Raw genomic sequence first — 23,222 nt, 5'->3', positions numbered from 1 at the left:
GCCGTCGGCTGCGATGGTGAGGACGGGAAGCATGAGCGCCTGATAGTCGGGGATGGGCATCTACTGCTGCGTAGCAACGGCGATGCCTATCTCAAACAGGAAAGCGTTGGCATCCCGCTACGTCAAAGCCGTTGCCTGCCCATAGCGGCCCCGACTGGCGCGGTGTCCTGCCAGGATCTTTTCCACCGCCGTGACGATCGTCGCTTCGGCCTCGCGGATCATCTCGGTCGGGCCGGCGACGGAGAGGATCAGGGGGCGGGGATCGCGGTCCTGCCGCAGCGGCCAGGCGATGGCGCCGACGCTGGCGATGTAGCGGCCATAGCCGACGCCGTGGCCGGCCGTGCGGATCGTGGCTATCTCTTCGGCGATGTGCGCCATGTCGGGGGTCTCGCGGCTTTCGGCGGGCAGCTTGCGCACGCGCTGGGCCAGTTCGGCGATCTCGCGGTCGCTGCGGCAGGACAGGGCGACCAGCCCGATGATCGAGCCGAACAGGGGGGCGTGGGTGCCCGGATCGATGTTCAGCGTCAGCGGGTTGCGGCCGGCACGGACGCTCAGAAACTCCATCCACAGGTCGTTCTGGCCGACGATCGAGACGGTCTCGCCGGTCGCCTCGCCGACCTGCCGGATCAGATCGTCGAGATGGCCCTGGACGAAGCGCGCGCCCACCCAGCGGCCCAGGTTCGACAGCCGCAAGCTGGGCTCATAGCGGCGTTCGAGGGGGTCGAAGGCCAGATAGCCGAGTTGCACCATCGTCTTGAGCAGCGCCAGCGTGCTCGACTGCGGCCATTGCAGCGTGCGTTCGATCGCGGTGGCCGTCATCGGGCGCTGCTCCGCCTCGAACAGTTCGAGCACGGCGAAGACCCGCGCGGCCGATTTGACGATGTCGTCACCGGCCATGGCGAGGCTCCCGGCTCCAGTCGCCGGGCACGCCCTTGGCGGGAAAACCATGGCTTTCGAGCAGCGCCGGAATCAATTTCGCGATTTCCCTCTCCGATGCGCTGACCTCGTCGATCGGGCCGCCGATCGACAGGACCAGTACCGGTGCGGTCGGCTGGCGCTGCAGCGGCCAGCTCAGCACGCCGATATGGGGGATGAAGCGCCCATAGCCGGCGCTGAAGCCGTCCTCGCGGATGCGCCCGACATGCGCGAGCACCTCGTCCAGATCGTCGACGCGTTCGCCCAGCAGGCTGGCCCGGCGGTTGACCCGCTCGGCCAGCCGCGCGATTGCGGCGTCGCTCTTCGTCGACAGGGCTACGCGGCCCATGTTCGACTGGAACAGCGGCCCTTTCAGTCCCGGATTGATGTTCATGCGCAGCGGGCGGCTGCCCGCTTCGACCAGCAGGAACTGCATCCGCAGGTCGTTCTCGCAGGAAATGGTGACGGTCTGCCCGGTCATTGCGGCGCAATCCTCGACCAGCGCATCGAGGTCGCGGCGCTCGTCGGCGCCGTCGATCCAGTCGCCGAGCCGCGCGACCCGGATCGTCGGCGAATAGCGGCGCTCGATCCGGTCGAAGGAGAGGTAGCCGAGCGTCACCATGCTCTTGAGCAGCGCCAGCGTACTCGACTTGGGCCAGTCCAGCGCACGCTCTACTTCGGTCGCGGTCAGGCCATCGCGGCGGCGGTCGAACAGTTCGAGGATCGCAAAGACGCGCCCCACAGACTTGACGACATCCTCCGCGCTCATCCCCGCATCCGTCGTTATGCCCTTGCCGCCGGCCGGTCGAGCCCAGCTGCCTCGACGCACGCTACGGACAGGGGCGGCTGCTGGTCAATGGAAGCAGGGATGGAATGTCTGAAAACATATATCTGTGTAATGGCCATAGGATATTGCGACGTCCGGGATCGGCGGCACCTTGAAACACAGAAATATGTTTTTGCTAATCGCATTCATGATGACGTTGACCCGTCATGGAAGCGCAACCTAGCCTTGTTGCCAAGGTGGATGCGCAGACTCCAGCAGACGGGTGCCCATGTCCGGATATATCGACATCGTATGCAATATCTTCACGCCTGAAGCCGTCCAGAAAGGCTGGACCGGCCTCGACGAGACTTTCAAGGAACAGGTCCGCATGGACCCGGCGCTGCGCCCGGGCATCGCGATCGAGGATTATCTTCGCAAGATGGACGCGGCCGGGATCGAGCGCTCGCTGCTGATCGCGGTACGCGCCGGCGACCTGCGCGTGCGGGGCAGCTTCGAAGTTCCTTATGAGGCGATCGCGGAAATCTGCGACCATCACCCCGACCGTTTTTCCGGCCTCGCCGGGGTCGATCCGACGCGCGGCATGCAGGGCCTGCGCGATCTGGAAAAGGGCGTGCGCGACTATGGCTTCGTCGGCGCGCACTGGTATCCGCACTGGTTCTCGATGCCGCCCAACGCGCCGCAAATCTATCCCTATTATGCCAAGTGCTGCGAGCTCGACGTGCCGATCATGATGCAGGTCGGCCACAACCTCGTCTACTCGCGCGAGCGCCGGCTGCCGTCGGTCGCGCAGCCGATCCTGCTCGATCAGGTCGCGATCGACTTTCCCGAACTGACCCTGATCGGCATCCACATCGGCATTCCGTGGACCGACGAGATGATCTCGATGTGCTGGAAGCACGACAATGTCTACACGGCGGGTGATGCCTATGCGCCCAAGCATTGGCCGAAATCCTACGTCCATTATGCCAACAGCTATGGCAGCCATAAGGTACTGTTCGGGACCGACTTTCCGGTGATCGATCCGGAGCGGGCCGTGCGCGAGGTGAGCGACCTCGGCTTCCGGCCGGACGCGCACGCGAAGCTGATGCGCGATAACGCGCTGCGCATCTTCACGAAGATCCCGCGATGACGGGAACGGGCGTCCGCGCCTATCCGGGCAATCCGGCGAGCCTGCCGCCCGGATTCCAGCCGATGACCTTCGGCAATGCGATCCGGGCAGCCTGCGCGCGGAATCCGGAGAAGCCGGCCGTCATCTATAACGATCAGGTTCGCACTTATGGCGAACTGGTCCGCCGGAGCGATGCGCTGCGCGACGCGGCCATCGCCGACCTGGGGCTCCGCAAGGGTGACACGGCGGCCATCGTCGCGCGCAACTGCATCGAGTATCTCGAGGTGGTCGCCGGTCTGCCCGATGCCGGCGTCGGCGTCGCCACGATCAACCCGCGCCTGACCCCGGCGGAGATCAAGGTCGCGATCGAGGATTCGCGCGCCCGGCTGGTGATCTGCGACGAGCAGAGCATCGGGCTGGCGCGCGAGGCCGGTCTCGATCCATCGGTCCGCCTGATCGCGCTCGGGCCCGACTATGAGGCGCTGCTGGCCTCGGCGGGCCGCCCCACCGCCTATCCCCGCATCGAGGAATGGGATGTGTGGACCATCCCCTATACGTCGGGGACGACCGGGCAGCCCAAGGGCGTCCTGCTGTCGCATCGCTCGCGGATGCTGGTCGGGCTGATCTCGGGCTCGGAGTTCGGCTGCTTCGGCTATGACGACGTCTTCCTCGCCATGGCGCCGATGAACCATGGTGGGGGGCTCGGCTTTCCGGCGGCTTCGCTCGCCAGCGGCGGGACGGTCGAGCTTCTCGACCGCTACAACCCGATCGAGACGCTCGACCGGCTCAAGAACGGCGGCATCACCGGCGTGTTCATGGTGCCGACCCATTTCCAGATGATCTTCGAACTGCCGGCGGAGGTCACCGATCCCTATCGCCGCCCGCCGATCAAGACGATCATCTCCAACGCAGCACCATTGCCGCAGGCGATGAAGGAGAAGATCATCCCCTGGTTCGGGGAAGGCATCCTCCACGAAATCTACGCGTCGACCGAGGCGGGGCTGGTCTGCAACATGCGCCCGGCCTGGCAGCTTCAGAAGGAGCGCTGCGTCGGCACACCGATCCCGCATGTCGCGGTCGAGATCCGCCGCGAGGACGGGAGCGTCTGCGACGTCGACGAGGTCGGCGAGCTGTTCAGCCGCTCGCCCATGCATTTCAACGGCTATTGGCACCGCGAGGAAGAGACCGCCGCAGCGATCCAGGGCGATTGGGTCAGTGTCGGTGACATGGCCCGCCGCGACGCGGATGGCTTCATCTATATCGTCGACCGCAAGAAGGACATGGTGATCTCCGGCGGGGTCAACATCTATCCGCGCGAGATCGAGGAGGTGCTGGTGCGCCATCCGGCGATCGTCGAGGTCGCGGTGGTCGGCATGCCCGACGAGCGCTGGGGCGAGACGCTCAAGGCCTTCGTCGTCCTGCGCGAGGGCATGACGCTGACCGTCGAGGAGATCGGTGACTTCTGCGCTGGCAAGCTGACCGCTTACAAGATCCCGCGCCAATTGCAGATCATCGACGCCCTGCCGCGCAACGCCAATGGCAAGGTGCTGAAGCGCGAATTGCGCGACCGCCCGACCCCGGCAGACCAATAACGATGGCCCGCCAACCGTCGATGCTGGGGATATAGACGATGGCGTGGGCCGACGACACTGCGGACGCACCCGACGAGCGTTATGGCTGGTACGCCGTTTCGGTTCTCGTCCTCGCCTACACCCTCTCCTATGTCGACCGGCAGATTCTGACGCTCATGGTCGAGCCGATCAAGGCGTCGCTGCAGGTGAGCGACGTCCAGATCAGCCTGCTGCATGGCCTCGCTTTCGCGGTCTTCTACACGCTGCTGGGGCTGCCGATCGGACGGCTGGCCGATCGCCATCGCCGCGTCACTATCATCTCGGTCGGCGTCTTCGTGTGGAGCGCCATGACGGCGCTGTGCGGGCTCGCGCGCAATTTCGGCCAGCTGTTCGCCGCACGGGTCGGCGTGGGCGTGGGCGAGGCGGCGCTGTCGCCGGCCGCCTATTCGATGATCGCCGACTATTTCGGCCGCAAGACGCTGCCCAAGGCGATGTCCTTCTATACCGGGGCGATTTATCTCGGCGCCGGCCTTGCCCTGATCGCGGGGGGCACGCTGGTCGGCCTCGCGCCGCCGATCGACCTTCCCTTTGTCGGGCATCTCGAATCCTGGCAGACAGTATTCCTGATCGTCGGTGCGCCGGGTGTCCTGGTCAGCCTGCTGGTGGCGACGTTGCGCGAGCCGGTCCGGCGCGGGGTCGATCCCGCCAAGGCCGATTTCCCCAGCGTCGGTGAGCTTTTCGCCTATATGGAGGCGCATCGTTCGAGCTTTGCGCTGCTGATCCTCGGCTTCGCCGCCTCCGGGCTGATGTGGAACGGTGCAACCGCCTGGATCGCGACCTTCTTCATCCGGCATTTCGGCTTCTCCGCCCCCCAGATCGGACTGGCGTTCGGCTTCATCCTGCTGGTCGTGGGCAGCGCCAGCATCATGGTCGGCGCCTGGCTCGCCGGCATCCTGTACGGCCGGGGCATGGCCGACGCGAACGTCGTCGTGACGGTGGGGGCCGCTTGCATAGCCGTTCCCTTCGGCATCGCCGCACCGCTGGTTTCCGACCCGCAGCTGTCGCTGCTGCTGTTCGCGCTGTTCGTGGTTGGCGGAGCCATGCCCTATGGCTGCGCCGCTGCCGCCCTCCAGGACATTACGCCGAACCGGATGCGTGGGCAGGTCACCGCTATCTATTTTCTCTGTCTGAACTTGGCCGGAATCGGCCTTGGTCCGACCGTGGTCGCGCTGTTCACGGAAAAGCTGTTCGGCGACCCGCGCTTCGTGGGCTTCGGCCTCGCGCTGACCATCGGGCTCGCCGGCACGCTGTCGGCCGCACTGCTCACCGCCGCACGGCGGCCCTATCGGCACTCATTGGCGTCCATCGGCCAGGCACGGGATTCCGCCGGGTAGAGAAATATGCATCGGGAAAAGGGGAATATCATGACGAACAAGCTCAAGTTCGCCACGCTGAGTGGCATTCTGTCGGCGTCCATCCTGCTTGCATCCGCCGCGCAGGCGCAGGACCAGCAGCCCCAGGAAGAAGGCCTCGGCGACATCGTCGTCACCGCGCAGCGCCGCTCCGAAAGCCTGCAGCGGACGGCAGTCTCCGTCACCGCGATCGACGCCGCTGCGCTCGACCGGCAGCAGATCACCGACACCAAGCAGATCGTGTTCAACGCCCCCAATCTGACCGGCAACAACAATGTCGGCCAGAACACCGCGACGACCTTCTTCATCCGCGGTGTGGGCACCACGGAAAATCTGGCGACGGCGGACACCAGCGTCGGCCTCTATGTCGACGACGTCTATATCTCGCGCCAGGCGGTCAACAATTTCTCGCTGTTCGACGTCGAGCGGATCGAAGTGCTGCGCGGACCGCAGGGGACGCTTTACGGACGCAACACCAATGGCGGTGCGATCAAGATCGTGCCCAAGGCCCCCGACGCCAAGACCGCCTTCGCGCTGTCCGGCTCCTACGGCAATTATGACCGCTGGGAGGGCCGGCTGTCGGCCAATGTGCCGCTGAGCGACCGGGTCTTCGTCCGCGCCAATCTGCTCGTCCAGCAGGGCGATGGCTATATCTACAACAGCACGCTCGACAAGAAGGTCAACGATCAGGACTATGCTGGCGGTCGCATCGCGGTGCGTGCGCTGCTCACCGACAGCCTGACTTTCGACTATGCGTTCGACTATGGCCGCGACAAGACCAATGGCGGCTACGCGTCGGACATCGCGGGCTCGTTGCGGCCCTCCACGGGTGATCTGTTCACGGTCGTGTCCGGCACGGACGCCAGCGGCTATGCCCGGGGTATGGGGCATTCGGGAAAACTGTCCTGGGACGTCAACGACGACCTGTCGGTAGAGTCGATCACCGCCTGGCGTTCGACCAAGCAGAATCTGCTGCTCGACCTCTCCGACCAGCCGATCCCGCTCTATGTGCTCGACCAGAAGCAACTCGCCAAGCAGTTCAGCGAGGAGATCAAGGTCAACGCGACCCTGAGCGATGCGCTGAAGCTGACTGCCGGCTTCTTCTACTTCGACGAGAATATCGACGCGGACGTGACCGACACGACGCGCGGAGCCCCGACCGCCGCGCCGAGCATCTTCCGCAAGGTCTTCGAGGTCGACGTGAAGAGCTGGGCGGCGTTCGGCCAGCTCGAATATGCCGTTCTCGACAACGTAAAGCTGGTCGCCGCAGGCCGCTACACCCATGAAAAGCGCGAGCTGACCGTCGTGCAGACGAGCAACCTCGCCGGGCCGCTGTTCAACTTCACCACCGCCGATCTCCTGACCCGCGCAGCCGCCGGCCAGGATTTCGACAACAAGCGCACCTTCAACAAGTTCACCCCCAAGATCGGTATCGACTGGACGGTGAACGACGATCTGTTCGCTTATGCGTCGTGGACCAAGGGCTTCCGCTCGGGCGGCTGGACCGGACGCGCGCTGCGCGCCGACCAATATATCAACTTCGATCCTGAAGAGGTCGAGAGCTGGGAGGCCGGCACGAAGGTCAGCCTGTTCGACCGCAAGGTGCGGTGGAACAGCTCCGTCTTCTACATGAATTACACCAATCTTTTCAACACGCTGACCGTCAATGGCGCCTTCACCGCGCAGCTGGCCGACGCCCGCATTTATGGTCTGGAAAGCGAACTTACCATTCGCGCGGCGCCCTGGCTTGACCTGTTCACCAATGTCGGCCTGCTCAACGCGCGCTATAAGGGTGCCAGGCCGGCCAACCTCGCCGACAAACTGCAACGCGCGCCCTCCTTCCAAGGCAAGGCGGGCTTCTCGGTCAACAAGCCGCTGGGTGCGGGCACGCTGCTGGTGAATGGTGACGTCTTCTACACGGCGCATTATCTGGTGACGCCCGCGAACCTCGCCTTCACCGCGCCGCTGGTCCCGGTGAACAGCAACCGCAGCGGCGATTTCGCGCTGGTCAATGGATCGATCGGCTATCGCTGGGGCGCGGACGACAATTATCAGCTGACCCTGTCCTGCTCCAACTGCTTCAACCGCGAATATTTCGACGCGCAGACGGTGATCGGTCGTTACGCGGCGGCCTATGCCGGCGCGCCGCGCTTCTACAGGCTTACGGGAAGCGTGAAGTTCTAAGGCCTGGACATGTCGGGGCGATGATGGCGACTGCCATCATGGCCTCGGCCGTCTTTGATCGGACAGTGCTTTAAGGCAGCAGGGCCGGCTCCGCCTGGCCCGCCTGCCGCTCGAACAGGCGGCGATACTGGCCATCGGGGATTGCCAGCAGATGGTCGTGCGGTCCGTCCTCGACGATCCGGCCCTGGTCGAACACCAGGATACGGTCGAGCGCGCGGACGGTCGAGAGGCGGTGGGCGATGACGATCGCGGTGCGGCCGACCATCAGTCGCTCCATCGCCTGCTGGATCGCGGCCTCGGATTCCGAGTCCAGGCTCGACGTCGCTTCGTCGAGGATCAGGATCGGCGCGTCTGCCAAGAACGCGCGGGCGATCGCGACCCGCTGGCGTTCGCCGCCCGACAGCTTCACGCCGCGTTCGCCGACCAGCGTCGCATAGCCCTTTGGCAGCCGTTCGATGAAGCCATGTGCGTTGGCGAGGCGCGCGGCCTGCTCGATCTCCGCCTGCGTCGCGCCGGGGCGGCCATAGCCGATATTCTCGGCGAGCGAGCGGTGGAAGAGGACGGGTTCCTGCGGGACAATTGCGACCTGCCGACGCAGCGACTCCTGCGTGACTCCTGCGATGTCCTGACCATCGATCGCAATGCTGCCGCTCTCGATGTCGTAGAGCCGCTGGATCAGCTTCACGAAGCTGGTCTTGCCCGAACCCGACGGGCCGACGAGGCCGACCCGCTCACCCGCCGCGATCGACACATCGAGCCTGTCGTAGAGCGCGCCTGTCTGTCCGGCATAACGGAAGCGGACGGCGTCGAAGCGGATGGCGCCGGCCGTGACCTTGAGCGGGCTTGCCCCTGTAGCGTCGACCACGGCCGGGGGCTCGGCGTGGAGTTGCACCAACTCCTCCATCTCGTTCACCGACCGCTGGAGCATGTGCACATGCTGGCCGACGTCGCGCAGATAGCCGTGGACCAGCAGATAGCTGGTCAGGATGAAGGCGACGTCGCCCGCGCTGGCCTTGCCGGCCTGCCACAGCCACAGCGCCCCGCCCGTCACCCCGAGCCGGATCAGCCAGAGCAGCGCCAATTGCCCGCTGCCGGCCCAGGTGAAGGCGACCCATGATCGCCAGGTGCGGCGGTGCCATTTGTTCACCGTGCGGGCGAGCCGCGCATCCTCGCGCGCCTCGCCGCCGAACGCCTTGACCACGGCATTGGCGCCGATCGCATCGGACAGCACCCCGCCCAACTTCGTGTCCCACTGGTTCGACAGCCGCGCAATCGGGGCGAGCACCCTTGTCGCCAGGCCGAATGTCACCGCGACATAGGCGAAGGCGCCCAGCGCCATGCCCAGCCCGAGCAATGGCCAGTCGAGGCCGAGCAGCACGACCGTGCCCGCCAGTACCGTCAGCGAGGGCAGCAGCGACAGGAGCAGAACGTCATTGAGCGTGTCGAGTGCCCACATGCCGCGGCTGATCCGCCGCACGGTCGATCCGGCGAAGCTGTTGGCGTGCCAGTCGGTCGACAGCCGCTGGACGCGCGCGAACGCCTCCTGCGCCACGTCGCGCATCATGCCGAGCGTCAGCGGGATGATCGCCCACCAGCCGAGATGGCGCAGGAGGACCATCGCCAGGCCCAGCGCGGACATGATCGCGAAGGCGTGGATCGCCGCTGCGCTATCCCCGGCAGACACGGCATCGATCAGTCGACCGGCGAGCATCGGCACGAAAATCTCGGTCATCGTGCCCGCGATCATCGCCAGCGTGCACAGCGCCACGATCAGCGGGCGGCGCAGCCAGTGCCGGAAGGTGAAGCCCAGCACATTGCGCAGCACATTGGTGCGCGGGAAAAGATCGTCACTGTCGTCCATGATGATGTTCGCGCCCGATGGCGCGGCTCCATATTCAGAAAGGGGAGAGGCGGTCCGTTGGGGGAGCCGCCGCCGTCAGCGGTGCCCGATGGGCCCGCAGCGCGAGGGCATGTGCAGATCGATCATCTTAGCCCTCCTTTCGAATCGATGGACGTGCCGTCAGATAGCAGAGCGCCGCCATCCCTGTCATCGGACGTTGCGCCGATACCCGTTCAGAACTGCCGCTCGACGCGCAGGCCGATCGTCCGTGGACGGAGCGGTGTCTCCTGCGGTGTCAGGCGCAGAGAGAAGGGATTGCCGAAGCCGAAGCTGTTGCCGCGGCTGTCCAGCAGGTTGGTGACCGTCAATGAGACGGTCGTACCGTCGTGCGACAGGGTCAGCCCGCTATCGGCCTGCCAGTAATTTCCCATCGGCGCCGCGAGGCCGGGATCGAAGCTAAGCCGGGCGCTGCCGGTGTAGCGCGCCGCGGCAAATGCCGTCAGGTCCAACGGTCCAAGCTGCGTTTCATACGCCACGCGCATCCGCCCCGCTATGTCGGGCACCACCGGCAGTCTCGTGTCGTCGCCGATCGCCATGGCGGCGGCCGAGGGACGGCTGAGCCGGGCATGTTGCACGGTCGCGTTGCCGTCGATCCGGAAGCGGCCCGGCTTCCAGCTCAGCGACATTTCCAGCCCGTAATTGCGCGCGCTGCCGGCGTTGATCGTGCGGACCAGCCCGTCGGTTCCGACCGTGTCGCTCTGCACGTTGCGCCAGCGCAGGCCGAACAGTGCGCCATGGACTTGCAGTTGCGGCGCGACCCTTGCGCGCCATCCCAGTTCGAGACTTTCCAGCTTGTCCGATCGGAAGCCGCTCAAGCCCGGCGCGCCATCGGGGTTGAGGCCACCGGGACGGATCGCCTTGGCATAGCGAAGCCAGAAGGTCCGTCCGCTTTCGGGATGCCAGGACAGGTCGGCCGACGGTGTCAGGCCAAAGCGATTTGCCTCGCTCTCGCGCACACCTTCGAGTTCGTCCTTCACCTTGGACAGGAAGGCGCGGAGCCCCAATGTGGCGGTCCAGGCATTGCCGAGCTGCTGGCTGGCCTCGCCGAACAACGCAGCCTCGAAGGTATCGTTGTGGAGCGAGGTGACGCGCGCGGCCGGCGCATTGCCGGGCAGAAAGGTTCCGCGCGCGCTGTTCTCCACGCTCAGCAGGGTCGCGCCGAGCACCCAGGGACGGGCGGGCGAAGGGTCGCTCAGCCGCCATTCCTGGCTGAACAGCCGGACATCGCGCGCGTCGATATAAGCCAGCGGCGCGGCATAGCCGACCGATGCGGCTGCGGTGCTGGCGTCGTAGCGGCTTTCCACCTCATGCTTGACGAAGGCCGTGGCCGACAGGAGATCGAGATCGGCGAGGACGCCGCGCACCGTCACCGAGCCGGCCAGAAAATCATTGTCATGCGGTTCGGCCAGCCGCGTCGATCGGCTGAGGCCACGCGTCGCATATTGGCTGTCGTCGGCGTCTATCCACTGTGCGACCGCGCCGACGTCGACGATCCAGTCTTCAGCTGCCTTCCACCGCAGCGATGCCCGGCCGCCATAGCGCTGGGAGTCGTTGACGTTCCGCCGCGCCCGGCCGTCATCGTCGATCCAGCCGCCGGTGCGCTCGCCATAGCCAACCAGACGCAGGCCGAGCCGGTCGTCGACCAGCGGCGCGTTGATCGTGCCATCGAAGGCACCACCCGGCGCGCCATGCGCTGTCGTCCGACCTTCGAGCGCTGCTGTCGCGCTCCAGCTGTCCAGATCGGGCTTTTGGGGAACGATGCGGACGATGCCGCCCAGCGCTCCGGTGCCGTACAACGTACCCTGGGGGCCGCGCAAAATCTCGACATGGTCGATGTCGATCAGGCGCAGATCGGGGTCCGGTGACGCGTAGCTGACCCGCGCGTCGTCGAGGAACAGGCTGACGGTCGACTGGGTCGGGCCGTTGAACGCGCTGTCGGCAACTCCGCGCAGGAACAGCCGGTCGCGGCCAGGGCCAAGATTGGTCGCGAAGACGCCTTCCGTATCGCCCGCCAGTTCCTGCAGGCCGCGCCCCGGTATGAAGCCATCGGGCAGGCTGGGACGAACGATCGAGACTGCGACGGGAATGGTCCCCAGCGCCTCGTCCCGCTTGGAGCCGCTGACGACGATCTCCTCGGCCGCATGGTCGAGGGGACGCTCGATCGAGGGTGCCGATCGCGCCGCAGGTTCCAACCGCCAGAGCGCGGTACCTGCGCGGACGACACGCAAGCCGCTGCCTCGCACCATGCGGGTCAGCGCATCCTGGGGATCGAAAGCGCCCTTGATCCGGCGGACATGATGGCGGGGCAGCGCGCCAGCCGTCCCGACCGATTCTCCGGTCTGCCGAGAAAAGACGAGCAGGGCCTGGCCGAGGTCGGTCGCCGGAATGTCGAGTTGCACCGGCCCGGCCCAGGCCGGTGCGGCACACAGCAACAGATCAGCGAGCAGCCACCAGGCGAACGCCCTCACCCTGCCGGTCGGCCCGGATCGGCAGCAATGCGGTGACCTGCGAAACAAGCTTGGACCCGTCACCGATGTTGAGCACCCCGGACATGCGCAAATCGGCAATCTGCGGATCGACCGATATCGTCTGTCCCGAATAGCGCCCGATATCGATCGCGACCAGAGCCAGCGGCGAATTGTCGTAAACCAGACGGCCTTCGCGCCAGCTGCCCACCGATTCCGTCGATGTCGGGCGGATGGTGGCGTCGCCCTTGGCCTCGTCGAGGTCGAGACGATGACCGGCGGTTAGCACGACAGGGCTGCCGTCACGCGGCGTCACGCTCAACCGTCCTTCGCCGACGGCGACGGTCGTGTGGTTCGCTCCGACGACCAGATCGAACTGCGTCCCGATGTCGCTGATCTGCACCGAGCCCGCGTCGATGACCATCTGTCGGCCGGGGTCGTGCTTTATGTCGAAATGGGCGACGCCTTCCTGCATGCGGATCGACGTGCCGCCATCGGCCACGGCAAGCTGGGTCTTGCTGCCCAGCGCGATGCTGCTTCCGTCGGGCAAGGATATGGTGCGACCGGCTTCGGCCGTTCGGTAGGTCGACGCCGACGTGCCCGGACCAGCCGGCATCCATTGCGGCATTCCGATCAGCGCCAGGCAGGCGGCCAGGGCGATGCCCCCGCCGGCCCACCAGCGGCGACGGTTCGCCCGCGCGACGACGGGCTGTTCTTCCTCGACGTCGTTGGCGGGCATCAGCGTCACGATCGCTTCACGGCCTGCCTCTATCTCCTGATCGAGCAGCGCTATGTCGTCATAGGCGTCGCGGTGGCGAGGATCGCGGTCGAGCCAATCGGCAAAGGCCGTCCAATCCATTTCGTCGGACGCGGACGCGACATGCCAACCCGCAGCTTGATCGCGGATTTGCGCGTCCTCCTTCTGCTTATCTTCCATTGCGCTCCTCCTGCGCCGCATCCACCCTCATGGATGATAGACGCCGCCGCATGTCGTGCACCGCAGTCCGGTCCGGGCTTTTCATGCCATCAGCTCCCGCAAATGGCGCAGCGCCACCGCGATATGCTTCTCGACCGCACTGCGGCTTATTCCCAGTTCGGCGGCGACCTCGCTGTGGCTCATGCCGTCGAGCTTGTGCCGTTTGAACACGCGTGCCGCGCCGGGTGGCAATTGTCCGATCGCCTCCGCCAGTCGGCGGAGCCGGTCGCGGCCTTCCAGAACGGCGAGCGGCGAGGGCGACTGGTCGCTCACCTCGCCGGGACCCGCTGGATCGACATCATGTTCGACTGCGATCCAGTCGCTCTCGCGCTTCGTCCTGCGCCGACGCTCGCGCACCCGGTCGAGGACGATGTTCATGCCCACCCTGTGGAGATAGGCGAGCGGGTTCGCGATCGGCCCGGACTCCGCGCGGGAGATGTGCAGCCAAATCTCCTGCAGCACGTCTTCCGCCTCGCCGGCATCGCCGGTTCGGGCCGTAAAGAACCGCAGCAGTTGGGGGCGATTGGCGGCCAGAACGCTCGTCAGGCCAGAAAGCTGTTCGGATTCGTCGCTGACCGCCCGTCTCCCCATATCAGCCCTTGAGCTTGGCGTTCACCTGACCCAACAGCTTCTGTATCTCACCGCGCCGGCCGGAATCGGCCACTTCGCGGCCCGGTCGGGCAGGAGCCGCCAGAGCGGTCTTCAGCGCCTTCGCCGCATCCGCATATTGCCCCTGGTGGAACAGGAAGTCTCCCCAGAAATAATTGGAATCGATGCCCTGCGGATTGGCCTTGAGGCCCGCCAGCAACTCGGCGCGCGCCTTGTCGCTGCTACCGAAGCCGATCGGCCAGCCCGGAACCTGATAATAGAGCGCGCCGAGGCTGGTGTGCGCCGAGCCACCGAGCGCATTGCCGTCGATCTTCTCGGCCTTCTCCAGCAGCGACTTGGCTTCCTTCGCAAGCGAGAGGCCGCCCATTCCGCCTTTGAGTCCGGCGAGGGTCGAGGTGACGATGCCGTCCCAGATCAGCGGTTCGGCGCGGTTCGGGGACGCGGCGACGAGCGCGTCGGCCTGGCCCTTGAGCTTGGCCATCGCATCGGTCTGCGCGGCGGCGGGGGTGCCGTATTTGACCTGCGCCCAGGCGCCTGCAAGCGCCATGGTGCGGTCGCTGATGCCGTCGGCATGAGCGGGCGCAAGGGCGCTGCCGAGGGCAAGCGCGGCAAGGACATAACGAGCCTTCATCATCGTCTCCATGGTCTCAAGTCTCAGTTAAAGATGGCCGCCGCCTTGCGGTCGTTGGCGGCGAGGGCCTTGTCGATCATCGTCGGCATCAGCGCGTTCAGGCGGACGAACACCGATTCCGGGAAGCCGATCACAACGTCGCGCTCGCCCTTTTCGATGGCGAGGGCGATCCGGTCGGCGACATATTCGGGCGCATCGAGGTGCATCTTGGTGATCTCCGCCAGCGCCATCACCCGTTCGGAGTTGAGCGGCGTGCGTACCGCGCGCGGCGCGACATGGGTCACTTCGACCCCGCTGCCCGCCAGTTCGCGGCGCAGCGCCTGGCTGAAGCCTTTGAGCCCGGCCTTGGCACTCGAATAGCTGACGAAATGGGCGAAGGGGATGGATCCGAACACCGAGCCGATGTTGACGATCCGGCCTTGCCGACGCTTGCGCATGCCGGGCAGGACCGCGCGCGACAGCATGGTCGGCGCGATCAGGTTGATCACATAGCCCGCCCACAGATTTTCGGGCGACTGATCCTTAAACGGCCCGAAATACTGGATGCCCGCCAGATTCACGAGCATGTCGGGCCCGAGTTCGTCCAGCTTGGCCGAGAGCGCGGATATGCCTTCGAAGCTGCCGATGTCGGCGATGATCTCGCTGTTCGCTTCCGGCGAAGGCAGGCGATCGATACCGACGACGTGCGCGCCGCGAGCGACCAAGCGCTGGCAGAGCAACGAGCCGATGCCGCCGGCCGCGCCGGTGACGGCGATGCACTGTCCATCAAGCTGCTTCATGTTCGAACTCCATCGGTATGGTTGCGAAGAGGGCGCCGAACAGGTCGAAGATCCGGTCGGCCATGGCGATGATCGCCGCTGCGTCCTCGGGGTCTTCGATGCTGTCCATCAGGCTCTGGAAGAAGCGCATATGGTCCTGGTCCAGCGCCCCGTGGGACTGGAGATAGGAAAAGGCGCTGCTGGGCAGGTTGAGACTGGTGCGCAGCGCATCTGCCCCCTGGCTTGCCAGCGCGATGCTGGTGCTCTCGAGGACATAGACCATGCCGAAGAAGCTGGCCGGGTTGCGCTCCCGGATCGTCCGATAGGCATGGTCAACCATGGCCTTGGTCGCGGGGGACGGGCCCAGGGCCACGGCGCGTTGCGGGTCGCCGCCGAGCGCGGCGATGTCGTTCAGGATCCAGTGTTCATGGCCGGTCTCCTCCTCGATATATTCATCGAGCGCGGCGACGAGCGTCGGTCGGTGTCCAAGCCGCTGGCGGGCCTCCTGCATCAGCGGCACCGTGTGACGGACGTGATGATAGGCCTGTGCAAGATAGGCGGCATAGGTTTCGCGGCTGATTCTGCCCGAAAGGCCCGCCTGGATCTGGGGCACGCGCAGCAGGCGCGCGCGGGCGGGCAGGGTGCGGAGCACGAGCCGGTCGAACAGCCGGAACGCCGCTTCGCGGGCCAGTATCTCGCCGCGCCGCAGCCTGCCATTGGCGGTCAGCGTGCCGTCGACGGGCAGGAAGGGCTTGGTGCAGCGCCAGTCGCTCAGGCGCGCATAGTCGGGCAGCGCTGCGTTGACGGCGTCGATCGCGGGCGCGACGTCGGCGATAGGCGAGGAGGGCACGATCAGCGCGGAAAGCGCTGCCTCGCCGTCGCCATAGACCATCGCCTGAGCGATCTCGGAACGCTCCTTGAGAAGCGTCTCGATCCATTCGGGGGAGATGTTGCGGCCGAAGCCGGTCACGATCAGGTTCGACTTGCGACCGTCGATGACGAGCCGTCCCTGCTCGTCCCATCGGCCGATGTCGCCGGTCCTGATCGGAGCCGGCTGCCGGGGCTGGCCGACCAGGCCGAGATGGCCGAGATGGCCGTTGCCTTCTATGACGATTTCGCCGTCATCCTCGATCGTCACCTGCACATGGCTCAGCGGGCGGCCGACGCTGCCTCTGCCGGCAAGATCGCCGGGCGCTTCGATCGCGACGACCGAGCCGCATTCGGTGAGGCCATAGCCCTGCACCAGCGGCAGCCCGATCCGATCGGCGCGGGCCAGCAGGTCGGGGGAAATATGGGCGCCCCCGACTGCCACGAGGTGCAGTGTCGATGGAACGCGGCCGGCCTTCTCGCATGCGGCGAGGAGCCTTCCGAGAAGCTCGGGAACCAGGATCAGGCTGGTTGCGCCGGTGCGCTCGATCGCCGCCAGCATCTCTGCGGCATCCGGGTCGAACATCCGGGCAAAGCCGATATCCTCGAGAGGCTGCACCATATAGGTGCCGCCGGCGATCAGGGTTGCGTAGAGCCCCGCGACATTTTCGAGCAGCACGGCGAGCGGCAGCATCGGCAGATGCAGCCCGGCCTTGTCGCTCCCGACGCGATCGATCACGGACAGCGCCGTGGCGAGCATCCCGTTGGCGGACAGACAGATACCCTTGGGCGTACCGGTCGATCCCGATGTGTAGCTGATCTTCGCGGTGCCCTCGGGCAACTGGGCCGGCCGATGGTCGAACTGAACGATGCCCTCGGGCGTCACGCTGGCGACGACGCCGGCATCGCGCAGTGCATCCTCCCGTTGGGCGGGCATGAAGAAGGGCGGTACGGGAACGCAGGCACGGCCAAGAGACAGCAGCGCCAGATCGGCCACGACCCAGTCGATGCCATTGCCCAGCTCGATCGCGACAGGACCTGCCGGACCGGCTTCGGCCTCGATCATCTCGGCCATTGCGTCGATCGCCGGCCGAAGCTCCTCATAGCGGATATGGTTGGTGCCGTCGCTCAACGCGACCTGGCGGCCCCGTCCGCTCGCGGCGGCGAGGATGGCGTGCAGCAGCGCGCTCATTGTGCGCGGCTCCGGGTGGCGAACCTCTCCAGCAGGGCGGCGCCCTGCGCGATCTCTCCGAAGCAGATCACAGGATCGAGCTGATAATAGCGCCCCCAGCTATCGGCATTGGCGAGGCGGGCGGGATCGGCCAGTTGCAACTCGACGAGCGGAATGCCGACACGGGCGAACATCGACCGGAGCGGACGGGTCAGCGTGGCGACTGCAATCCGATGGGTTTCGCGCAGCGTCTCCGCCGTCTCACACCACAGTTCGATCAGCGAGCGCGACGGGATCGCGGCAAGGCAGCCGATCTCGACGATCTCGGCGCGGTCGATGTTCTGGTCGAGCGCCGCCGAGACCAGCACCTCGACCGGCTGGTCGAGATAGGCTTCGAGGAACAGGGGGCCTTCCGAAGCGTCGCGCAGGCCGAGCGTCGCGGAGGGGCGGTGCGACTGGTCGCGGATCTGAATCCAGGCGGGGTAATCGAGGCAGGGGGTGGCCGAATGCACCCGGTCGAAACGATCGGCCACGAAATCCTTGAGCAACTGGTCCATCTTTGCACTCGCACTGTTTGGACGGGAGACGCCACCGGATCGGCGTCACCACAGTGCGAGGGCGCGGTTTTTTGCGTTGCGGTAAATACTAGGAGAAGAGGAGGTGCCCAGGTTCGGCCTGGGCTTCGTCAGCCTTCCGGCTTGGCACGGACGGCCGCGACCACCTTGCGCAGTTCGGCGACCCCGACTGCGCCGGGAAGCAGGTAGGGGCCGATCAGCAGGCCGGGCGTGCCCGTCAGGCCCAGCATGCGGGCATAGCGGTCTGAGCGTCCGAGCAGCGCGTCGATGTCCTGGCGGCGTGCCGCCATATCCTTTTGCAGCCTTGTCCAGTCGACGCCCGCGCGATTGGCGGCGGCACGGATGCCGGCGCTGTCCAGCTTGCCCTGGCTCGCCATCAGCGCGTCGTTGAAGGCGGCATGGCGGCCCTGAAATTCGGAGGCGATCGCAACGCGGGCCGCTTCGCTCGACGCGCCGCCGAAGATCGGCCAGTCGCGATAGAGCAGCCGGACCTTGGGGTCTTCGCGGAGCAGGGCCTGCAGCGCCGGATGTACCTTGCGGCAATAGGGACAATTATAGTCGGAGAAGAGGACGATCGTGACGTCGGCGCCCTTCGGCGCCACGGCTGGGGCGATCGGGTCGGTCCGGATCGCCTGCCGGACCCGGCGTGCCATGTCGCTGGCGACCTGATCCTGCCCGGCGATACGCGGCTGCTGGCTCTGGACGCTGCCGGCCATGCTCAGCAGCAGGGCGGCGATGACGGCCCAGCGGGCCGGTGCGATCGTCATTCTCACTCCTTGATCAGGGCGATGCCGTCGGCCAGTGCGGCGCGCGATATCTCCCCCTGTTCGATGCGCCTTACCCGGCCCGATGCATCGATGAAAAGGGTCGTCGGCAGCGCGTCGCTGTTCGCGGCTCGCATCAGAGCCTGTGTCTCGTCGAGCAGTACGGCATCACTGCCTAACCCTTCGCGGCGAAGGAAGGCCCCTACGGTCGCCGCGCTCTCTCCCGCGTCGACGAGGCGGATCGGTACGTCCGAGGCAGCGGCGGCACGGGTCAGCATCGGCAGTTCGCGCCGACAGGGACCGCACCAGCTCGCCCAGAGATTGAGCACGAGCGGGCGCCCGCGATAGCTATCGAGCGGGACGGCGTCGCCTGCTATGCTGCGCAACATGATCCCGCGCGGCAAGGCGAAGGGGGCAGGGCGGAGCCACGCCTGCACGGTCAGGGCGCTGGCCGCACATAGGCCCAGCAGGGCAAGGTCGGCCAGCAGCGCGCGCCATGGACGCAGCCTTACGACAAGGACGAGAGCCGCCGCGCCGATGCCCGGCCACGGCAGAAAGCCACCCTGCCAGAGAGCGAGTGCCGACAGCGGGTCGTCGGCGTAGATCCGGGCATGTGCGACGACGAAGGCCACCCGCGCCATGACCAGTCCGGTGACGGTCGCGAGCCAGCCGGCCCGCGCCGGTTGCGGCAGCGCCCATCGCCGGGCGATCATGCCCGTGCCTGCGAGGAAGCCCCAGATTGCCAGCAGCGCGGCGAGGCGTTCGCCGGCGATTGCCAGCGGGCCAAGGCTCAGCATGGCGTGCTTTTGGCGGTGGAGACGGGCGTCGTCAGTCGCCTGCCACCGGCAGCCACACCGCACTGGCAGCGTCGCCGCCCCAGCGGATCGTCTGCGTCGCCTTCACATAGTCGGCCGGCTTGGCGTCCATGATCGAGTCCACCCAGCTTTGCGGATTGCGATCGTAGAGCGGGAAAAGGGTCGACTGGACCTGGACCATGATCCGGTGGCCCGGAAGGAAGACATGGTCGACATTGGGAAGTTCCCAGCTGAACGCATAGGTCCTGCCCGGTTTGAGCGGCGCGGGCGTGGCGAAGCCGCTGACATAGCGGCCCCGGAAGATCTCGATCCCGATCGCCAGCTGATAGCCGGCCATGGTCGGATTGGCGCTGTTCTCTTCCGGATAGACGTCGATCAGCTTGACCACGAAGTCGCCGTCCCGTCCGCTCGTCGCTGCGCGCAGGTCGACCTTTGGCGCGCCCTTGATGTGGACTGCCTTGTCGAGCACGCCGGTCGAATAGCTGAGCACGTCCGGCCGGCCGTCGACGAAGCGCTGGTCGCGCACCAGCCAGGTCCGCCATTCCTCGCCTTGCATACGGACCGGGCGCGGCAGCATCGGCACCGGCTTGGCCGGGTCCGAGACATAGCTGTCGCTGCCCGCCTGCGGCTTGCTCCACGACAGGCCGAAATCTTTGCTGAGATAGAGCGGCTTGTAAGTGCCTGCCGGCCATTTCTGCGACACCTCCCAGCGGTTGGCACCGGTCGCATAGGTCAGCACGGGCGGCGTGTCGCATTTTGGGGCCACGCTCTTCAAATGGCAGTCGAGGAAAGGCTTCATCCAGCGCGTGCGGAACTGCAGGCCGGTGTCGCCTTCCCATTTGAGCGGGCCAAGCTCGCGTGCTTCGTAGTTCACCTGCGAGTGCCGCCACGGGCCGATGACCAGGCTGAGCATGCCATCGGCGGGCGACTGCTTCGCCAGCGCCTTGTACACGGCGGGGGCGCCATAGCTGTCTTCCTGGTCCCACTGTCCGACGACGAGCATGGTCGGCACGGTCAGCTTGCGCTCGCCAAGCAGCTTGTCGACCGCCTGCCCCTGCCACCAGGCGTCGTAGCTCGGATGTTCGAGCACCTTGCGCACCACCGGCAGATCGAGCAGCCCGTAGCGGCGCGCATAGGCCATCGCCGAGCCGGCCTCGAGATAGGCGGCATATTCGTCGCCGGTCCCCTTCGGTACCGCGCCGCCGCCCTTCTTGACCGTCTGGCCGAGGTCATAATCGAAGCCGAATGTGCGGAAGGCGCCGTTGTGGAACCAGTCGTCGCCCATCCAGCCATCGACCATCGGGCTCTGCGGTACCGCCGCCTTGAGCGCGGGATGCGGATCGATCAGCGCCATCAGCGAGGTGAAGCCGAGATAGGAGGAGCCGGTAATGCCGACCTTTCCGTTGCTCTCCTTCACATTCTTCACCAGCCAGTCGATCGTGTCATAGGCATCGGTCGCATGGTCGACATCGGTGGCGTTGAGGGGGCCGCGCAAGGGGCGGTTCATGACATAGTCGCCCTCCGAGCCGTCGAGGCCGCGCACGTCCTGATAGACGCGGATATAGCCGTCGTTGACGAACTCGGCGTCGGCGACGGGCAGGATCTCCTCGATCCTCTGGCTGCGGTTGCGCGACGTCATCTTGTTCGCGTCATAGGGCGTGCGGCTCAGCAGGATCGGGGCGTCGGTCACGCCCTTGCGGTGGATGATCACCGTGAACAGCTTCTTGCCGTCGCGCATCGGCACCATCTCGACCCGGCGAACATAGTCGGCCTCGGGACGGACCCAGTCATATTCGGCGACCTGCTCGTTCGCCATGGTGTCGGTCGGCGGTGGCGCCGGTTCGGCTGCGGAGAGCGTGGTTGCGAGGACGAGGGCGAGTGGCGCGAGCGCGAAGCGAGCTTGTGTGATCATGTCACATGGGTGGCCCGCCGAACCCGGTCCGGTCAAGCCCGCGATCGCCGTTCAGTCGCTCGGCGCAAGCTCCGCCGCCATTGCCTCGCGCATCATATATTTCTGGACCTTGCCGGTGACCGTCAGCGGGAAGGCGGGGACCAGCCGGACGTGGCGCGGCACCTTGTAATGGGCGATCCTGCCCCGGCAATGCTCGATCACGGCGCCTTCGCTGAGCGTCGTGCTGCGGGCGATGACCCAGGCGCAGACTTCCTCGCCGAAGCGGTCGTCGGGCACGCCGAAGACCTGCGCGTCGACCACGTCGGGATGGGTCAGCAGATGCTCCTCTATCTCGCGCGGATAGATATTCTCGCCGCCCCGGATGATCATGTCCTTGATCCGCCCGACGATGCGGCAATAGCCCTGCTCGTCGATCGTCGCGAGATCGCCCGTGTGCATCCAGCCATCGGCGTCGATTACCTGCGCGGTCTTCTCCGGATCGTCCCAATAGCCGAGCATCACCGAATAGCCGCGCGTGCACAGTTCGCCGGGCTCGCCGATCGCAACGGTCTTGCCGTCGAGATCGACGACCTTCGCCTCCAGATGCGGCTGGACCTGCCCGACCGTCGAGACGCGCAGTTCGAGCGGATCGTCCATCGCCGACTGGAAGCTGACCGGGCTCGTCTCGGTCATGCCATAGGCGATCGTGACCTCACGCATGTGCATCCGATCGAGCACCGCCTGCATGATCGCAGTCGGGCAGAGCGAGCCCGCCATGATGCCGGTCCGTAGCGAGCGCAGGTCGAAGCCGGCGAAGTCGGGATGTTCGAGCATCGCGACGAACATCGTCGGCACGCCGTAGAGCGCGGTGCAGCGCTCCTCCGCCACCGCCGCCAGCGCGGTGGCCGGGTCGAATGCATCGCTCGGCAGGCACATGGTCGCGCCATGGGCGACGCAGGCGAGATTGCCCATGACCATGCCGAAGCAATGGTAGAGGGGCACGGGTATGCAGACGATGTCGGCGGGGGTCAGCCCGATGCGCCTGCCCACCATATAGCCGTTGTTGACGATGTTCCGATGGGACAGCGTGGCGCCTTTGGGCAGGCCGGTGGTGCCGCTGGTGAACTGGATGTTGGTCGCATCCAGCGGCTTCACATCGGCAGGCAGCGGCGTCGCCGGATCGCTGGGCAGTGCGCCCAGCGGCAGGCATCCTGCATGCTCCGCGTCACCGATCGACATGACCAGGCGAAGCTCGGGCAGGTCGGCGCGCACCTCGGCGAGCATCGCGACATAGTCGCTCGACTTGAAACGGGGCGCGATCACCAGCGCCGCGCAGCCGACCATCGCGACGGCGCGCTGCATCTCGATCGCGCGATAGGCCGGGTTGATGTTCACCAGCACCAGCCCCGCGCGCGCGGCGGCGAACTGGACCAGCACCCATTCGAGACAATTGGGCGACCAGATGCCGATCCGCTCGCCCGGCCGCAGCCCGGCCCCGATCAGGCCGCGTGCGAGATCGTCCACCCGCTCCAGCAATTCAGCATAGGTCAGGCGGACATTCTGGTGGCGCACGATCAGGGCGGCCGCATCGGGCAGGCGCGCGGCCGTGTCTGCAAGCAGATCGCCGATCGTGGTGTCGAGCAGCGGGGGCGTATCGCCGCCGCGAACCTGAGACGGCGTCACGCCGCCCCCCGCTGCCATTCCTGGTCGCGCAGTTCCTTGCGGCGAATCTTGCCGCTGACGGTCTTGGGCAGGCTCGTCACGAACTCGATCTTGCGCGGATATTTATAGGGCGCGGTCGTCGCCTTCACATGGTCCTGCAG

General features: G+C 66.3%; 19 protein-coding genes. 4 read left to right on the top strand and 15 right to left on the bottom strand.

What is annotated here, in order from left to right; genetic code table 11:
* Positions 1–117 precede the first annotated feature (117 nt).
* Positions 118–897, bottom strand: a complete 780-nt coding sequence (locus KAY22_RS10645) for a helix-turn-helix domain-containing protein (RefSeq protein ID WP_296623124.1) — start codon at positions 895–897, stop codon at positions 118–120.
* Positions 887–1,684, bottom strand: coding sequence for a helix-turn-helix domain-containing protein (locus tag KAY22_RS10640; RefSeq protein ID WP_296623122.1), 798 nt, complete (start codon positions 1,682–1,684; stop codon positions 887–889). The genes KAY22_RS10645 and KAY22_RS10640 overlap by 11 nt, the downstream gene beginning before the upstream one ends.
* A gap of 286 nt (positions 1,685–1,970) precedes the next feature.
* On the opposite strand from KAY22_RS10640, the gene KAY22_RS10635 reads away from it, so the two are divergent.
* The 4 genes from KAY22_RS10635 to KAY22_RS10620 are packed head-to-tail and all read left to right on the top strand — an operon-like array spanning position 1,971 to position 7,977.
* On the top strand, positions 1,971–2,831 hold the full coding sequence (locus KAY22_RS10635; RefSeq protein WP_296623120.1) for an amidohydrolase family protein: 861 nt from the start codon (positions 1,971–1,973) through the stop codon (positions 2,829–2,831).
* Positions 2,828–4,402, top strand: coding sequence for an AMP-binding protein (locus KAY22_RS10630; RefSeq protein WP_296623117.1), 1,575 nt, complete (start codon positions 2,828–2,830; stop codon positions 4,400–4,402). The genes KAY22_RS10635 and KAY22_RS10630 overlap by 4 nt, the downstream gene beginning before the upstream one ends.
* Before the next feature lie 38 nt (positions 4,403–4,440).
* On the top strand, positions 4,441–5,775 hold the full coding sequence (locus KAY22_RS10625; protein ID WP_296623113.1) for an MFS transporter: 1,335 nt from the start codon (positions 4,441–4,443) through the stop codon (positions 5,773–5,775).
* Positions 5,776–5,805: 30 nt separating this feature from the next.
* Positions 5,806–7,977 (top strand): TonB-dependent receptor, encoded by a 2,172-nt coding sequence (locus tag KAY22_RS10620; protein WP_296623111.1) that lies wholly within the window; start codon positions 5,806–5,808, stop codon positions 7,975–7,977.
* A gap of 70 nt (positions 7,978–8,047) precedes the next feature.
* On the opposite strand, the gene KAY22_RS10615 is transcribed toward KAY22_RS10620, so the two are convergent.
* From KAY22_RS10615 to KAY22_RS10555, 13 genes are all read right to left on the bottom strand, one after another.
* Positions 8,048–9,838 (bottom strand): ABC transporter ATP-binding protein, encoded by a 1,791-nt coding sequence (locus tag KAY22_RS10615; protein ID WP_296623108.1) that lies wholly within the window; start codon positions 9,836–9,838, stop codon positions 8,048–8,050.
* Between the two features lie 212 nt (positions 9,839–10,050).
* On the bottom strand, positions 10,051–12,345 hold the full coding sequence (locus tag KAY22_RS10610; RefSeq protein ID WP_296623106.1) for a TonB-dependent receptor: 2,295 nt from the start codon (positions 12,343–12,345) through the stop codon (positions 10,051–10,053).
* Positions 12,314–13,279 carry a FecR domain-containing protein gene (locus KAY22_RS10605; RefSeq protein ID WP_296623104.1) on the bottom strand — a complete coding sequence of 322 codons (966 nt, stop codon included), beginning with the start codon at positions 13,277–13,279 and terminating at the stop codon, positions 12,314–12,316. Before KAY22_RS10605 ends, KAY22_RS10610 begins: the two co-directional genes overlap by 32 nt.
* An 81-nt stretch (positions 13,280–13,360) precedes the next feature.
* Positions 13,361–13,909, bottom strand: a complete 549-nt coding sequence (locus tag KAY22_RS10600) for a sigma-70 family RNA polymerase sigma factor (RefSeq protein ID WP_296623102.1) — start codon at positions 13,907–13,909, stop codon at positions 13,361–13,363.
* Between the two features lies 1 nt (position 13,910).
* Positions 13,911–14,561 (bottom strand): hypothetical protein, encoded by a 651-nt coding sequence (locus KAY22_RS10595; protein ID WP_296623100.1) that lies wholly within the window; start codon positions 14,559–14,561, stop codon positions 13,911–13,913.
* Between the two features lie 20 nt (positions 14,562–14,581).
* The gene (locus tag KAY22_RS10590) at positions 14,582–15,337 is read right to left on the bottom strand and encodes an SDR family NAD(P)-dependent oxidoreductase (RefSeq protein ID WP_296623097.1); all 756 of its coding nucleotides are present in this window, start codon (positions 15,335–15,337) and stop codon (positions 14,582–14,584) included.
* The gene (locus KAY22_RS10585; protein WP_296623095.1) at positions 15,324–17,375 is read right to left on the bottom strand and encodes an AMP-binding protein; all 2,052 of its coding nucleotides are present in this window, start codon (positions 17,373–17,375) and stop codon (positions 15,324–15,326) included. The genes KAY22_RS10590 and KAY22_RS10585 overlap by 14 nt, the downstream gene beginning before the upstream one ends.
* Positions 17,372–17,911, bottom strand: coding sequence for a thermostable hemolysin (locus tag KAY22_RS10580; protein ID WP_296623093.1), 540 nt, complete (start codon positions 17,909–17,911; stop codon positions 17,372–17,374). Before KAY22_RS10580 ends, KAY22_RS10585 begins: the two co-directional genes overlap by 4 nt.
* Before the next feature lie 128 nt (positions 17,912–18,039).
* Positions 18,040–18,696, bottom strand: coding sequence for a DsbA family protein (locus KAY22_RS10575; protein ID WP_296623090.1), 657 nt, complete (start codon positions 18,694–18,696; stop codon positions 18,040–18,042).
* A 2-nt stretch (positions 18,697–18,698) separates the two neighbouring features.
* A complete protein-coding gene (locus KAY22_RS10570; RefSeq protein WP_296623088.1) occupies positions 18,699–19,490 on the bottom strand; it encodes a TlpA disulfide reductase family protein in 792 nt (263 codons plus the stop codon).
* 31 nt (positions 19,491–19,521) lie between these two features.
* Positions 19,522–21,420 (bottom strand): CocE/NonD family hydrolase, encoded by a 1,899-nt coding sequence (locus KAY22_RS10565; RefSeq protein WP_296623086.1) that lies wholly within the window; start codon positions 21,418–21,420, stop codon positions 19,522–19,524.
* A 51-nt stretch (positions 21,421–21,471) separates the two neighbouring features.
* A complete protein-coding gene (locus tag KAY22_RS10560) occupies positions 21,472–23,082 on the bottom strand; it encodes an AMP-binding protein (protein ID WP_296623084.1) in 1,611 nt (536 codons plus the stop codon).
* Positions 23,079–23,210, bottom strand: coding sequence for a hypothetical protein (locus KAY22_RS10555; protein ID WP_296623125.1), 132 nt, complete (start codon positions 23,208–23,210; stop codon positions 23,079–23,081). The genes KAY22_RS10560 and KAY22_RS10555 overlap by 4 nt, the downstream gene beginning before the upstream one ends.
* Between the last annotated feature and the right edge of the window lie 12 nt (positions 23,211–23,222).

It is taken from the genome of Rhizorhabdus sp., from assembly GCF_018006725.1.
GTDB lineage: Bacteria > Pseudomonadota > Alphaproteobacteria > Sphingomonadales > Sphingomonadaceae > Rhizorhabdus.
Note: the sequence above shows the minus strand (reverse complement) of the source record. Positions and strands in the feature narration are given on the sequence as shown.